The sequence below is a fragment of the Pseudopedobacter sp. genome (assembly GCF_040392825.1).
Classification (GTDB): domain Bacteria; phylum Bacteroidota; class Bacteroidia; order Sphingobacteriales; family Sphingobacteriaceae; genus Pseudopedobacter.
In genome coordinates this window covers 1-3,662 of sequence record NZ_JBEBVH010000339.1, presented here as the reverse complement: position 1 = coordinate 3,662, position 3,662 = coordinate 1, and the positions used below count along the sequence as shown (strand labels likewise).

Annotated in this window: 2 protein-coding genes and 1 pseudogene; 1 reads left to right on the top strand and 2 read right to left on the bottom strand. The window is 34.4% G+C overall.

The annotated features are described in order from the left end of the window. Nucleotides 1-282 precede the first annotated feature (282 nt). Nucleotides 283-1,332, top strand: a complete 1,050-nt coding sequence (locus tag ABWO41_RS16575; RefSeq protein WP_353140397.1) for an outer membrane beta-barrel protein — start codon at nucleotides 283-285, stop codon at nucleotides 1,330-1,332. A 59-nt stretch (nucleotides 1,333-1,391) separates the two neighbouring features. Here the strand turns inward: ABWO41_RS16575 and ABWO41_RS16570 are convergent, their stop codons facing one another. Together ABWO41_RS16570 and ABWO41_RS16565 are read right to left on the bottom strand one after the other, a co-directional pair. Beyond that, nucleotides 1,392-2,972: a S8 family peptidase gene (locus ABWO41_RS16570; RefSeq protein WP_353140395.1), complete on the bottom strand. Its 1,581-nt coding sequence runs from the start codon at nucleotides 2,970-2,972 to the stop codon at nucleotides 1,392-1,394. A gap of 170 nt (nucleotides 2,973-3,142) precedes the next feature. Continuing rightward, nucleotides 3,143-3,662 (bottom strand): annotated as a pseudogene (locus ABWO41_RS16565) (L-arabinose isomerase); the annotation flags it as partial.

Here is a 3,662-nt window from a genome sequence, read left to right as displayed (position 1 = left end):
AAAATTAAAATTAATACAACAAAAAAGCATTAAAAAATCAAAAAATAAATAAAAATTTATTTTTTTTTCAAAAAATTACTTGCATTTACAAACAAACTAAACCATATTTACATTATAATTTTAAAAAACACTAAAAATAAACAACAAAATCACAATAAAACACACATTAAAACATTAAAACACAAACTAATTAAACATAAAACAACAAAAAAGCTTACAAAAAATCATTTTTAGTGAATTTTAAATAAAAAACAAACAAAAAAATCAACTAAAACCACTTTTATGAAAAAGAACATCCTATCAATCTTATTAATGTGTAGTATCATTACAATTACTACTTATGCACAAGACACAGAGAGCTCTGCTTTAGAGATTTCTGGTAGTGCTGATGTCTATTGGAAGTATGACTTTGCCAAACAAACTAATATCTCGACCTACTTCACAGAAGATCATAATTCCATATCACTGGGAATGCTGGATCTAGCCCTAAAGAAATCTACCGGAAAGGCTTCTTTTGTTGGCGAGATATCTTTTGGCCCAAGAGGACAGTATAGATCTATATTAAATGGTGATGAAAACCCCAACAACTCAGACAATAGTTTCCACATACAGAATCTATATGCTTCTTATGCCTTTACAGAAAAGCTTAGTATGACTGCTGGATTTATGGGAACTTTTATAGGATATGAAGTAATATCTCCTTCTGCAAATTTTCATTACTCTACGTCTTATCTTTTTGGAGCAGGACCTTTCCAAAACGCAGGCATAAAAGCGAATTATGTATTCTCAGACAAAATAAGCGGTATGATAGGTTTGTTTAATGATTGGAATAATTATCAGGACTTTAATGGAGTTTCTCATTTTGGTGCACAATTAGGCATAACTCCCGATGACAATTCCAGTATCTATCTAAATTTTCTTACAGGATCTTCTGAAGGTGGAGAATTAAATTATACTTCCGGGACGTTGGTAGACTTGGTTGCATCTTATGGTTTTTCCGAAAAATTCGCATTAGGATTAAATGCAGCAGATTATACCTTAAAATCTGATGGTGGATATACGGGAGTAGCCCTATATCCTAAATACAGTATAAACGACAATATTCAACTTGGTGTAAGGGGTGAATATTTCAAAATTAAGGATGTAACAGGTATAGACGGCGATACAAAAACAACGGTTACACTTTCGGCAAATCTGAAACACGGAGGATTAACTTTTATTCCCGAATTCAGACTGGATAACAGTAAACAAAAGGAATTTTTCAAGGATGACTTTATAACTCCTACTAAAAATGCGTGTCAGTTCTCTGCCGCTCTGGTTTATACTTTCTAACAAAAACAAAAGGGGCGAATGTAGACGCCCCTTTTTCGTTACCTTTTTTCTTTAAACTTCTAATAGGTCTCTGCCAATTTTAACGCTTCATACACATTGACAATCCCTCCTGTTACGGATAGATTTTTAAAATTAAGTTTTAGGGTATTTGATTTTTCTTCAACAATAACTTCCTGATTAAAAGGCACACAAGATTTCATAATAATCTCTTTTACCTGAACCGCACTTAATTTCGGATAATACGAACGTATAATTCCCGCAACACCAGATACAACGGGAGCCGCCATACTGGTTCCGCTTTGCTCTTCATATTTAGACCCGGGAACAGTACTATTTATAGCATATCCCGGCGCAAACACATCTACTTTAGTTTTCCCATAATTGGAAAATGAAGCTTTTAATGTACTGTCTGCTTTCCATGACGAAGCTCCAACCTCCAGCCAGGCTTCCGCAAGACCACCGTCTTCATAAAACCTATTCGGAAAGTTAAATTCCTCTTCCAGATTCTTATTGTCATTTCCTGCAGCATGCACTAAAAGCACATCTTTGGACATAGCATATTTAACTGCTTCATCTACCGCATTCTTATCTGTCGAATAAGATTTCCCAAAACTCATATTAATTATTTTTGCGCCCATATCTACCGCATAACGGATGGAATTAGCAACATCCTTATCTCGCTCGTCTCCATTAGGCACACAACGTACGGAAATAATTTCTACATTATCTGCTACACCTTTTATTCCTTTCCTATTAGTTCTGGAAGCTCCAATTATCCCGGCAACATGAGTTCCATGCAGTGCATCTGGCCCACTAACATCAGAATTCCCATAAAATCGTTCATTTACATTTGCATAATTATCACCAACAGTGTCTCTGGAATAAAATTGTTCATTCAAATGATACTGCAACTGATCTTTATAATAATCCACTGCTTTTTGGAACATATTGTCGTAAAGAACAGAAAAACGCTCTTTTTTTAATTGTTGAATTAAAAAAGACACCAAATATTCTTCTGACGGATCCATTACTTTCAATGCCTTAAAATCTTTAGATTTTGGATTCTTCTTTCCAGTCACTTCTACTAAAGAGTCGACAATAAATTTAACAGCACTTGCACTAGCCAACTCTTTAAAGGCCTCTACTTTCTTACTATCCAATTTACTTTTCAGATCGATATACTTTTTATACTCACCCCTCTGGCTAGTTTTTATCTGGGTCGAATCTTTACCTCTAAAAACCTCCGAATACGACCTTACCAATCTGGTTAACTCTAAATTATCATAGTTTACGTTACCTATAGATGACCCTAAGAAATTCCATCCGTTAACATCATCTATATAACCGTTACCATCATCATCTGCTCCATTTTTTTGCTCTTTATCGTTTTTCCAAATTACCGCAGAGAGATCTTCATGATTAATATCTATTCCACTATCTAAAACAGCTATCTTAACCTTTACACCGGTTTTATTTTTCAAAAGCTCTTTATAAGCCCGTTCTGTACTTACACCAAAAACACCGTCTTTTTGCAGATCCAGGTTTTGCCAATTTAATTTTTGAGCAAACAGGAAAGAGGGAATAAGGAAGAAAATGAAACTGATAAATATAAACCTGACTTTACAACTTTTGATATTCATTAGGATATTGATGTGTTTAAAATCTACAAAGGCTACGAATATCTCATTTTGTAGTGAAAATTTAAATTTTAAAACGTTTTTAACATTATATTAACGTTTAAGTCTAAGCATAAAAAAAGCCCAGAGACAAAGTCTCCAGGCTCGATATGGTTTGGTTTGGGAACTAGATTTTATTTTTGAAGAACTGAATAGTATACATCATTCCATCTCAGTTCGTTCTCGAACTGATTGATTTTTGTTTCTGCATCAATTACTACATACTCGATTCCTGCGATATCTGCAAAATCTTTAAAATATTGAGGAGTTAAATTTTGACTAAAAACCGTGTGATGTGCCCCACCCGCATAAATCCATGCAGTACAAGCTGTGCGCATATCGGGCAGTGGTTTCCATAATACTCTTGCTACCGGTAATTTCGGCAACTGATTTTCCGTTTCTACCGCTTCAACTTCATTTACTACCAATCTGAAACGATTACCCATATCTACTAAAGAAGCATTTAAAGCCGCTCCCTTTTTAACATTAAAAACCAGTCTTGCCGGATCTGCTTTACCACCAATCCCCAAAGGATGAACTTCTAATGAAGGTTTTTCTTTTGCCAAAGAAGAATCAACTTCCAACATATGTGAACCTAAAACCATGGAGTTATCAGGATCAAAATGGTAAGTGTAATCTTCCATAAAAGCATTA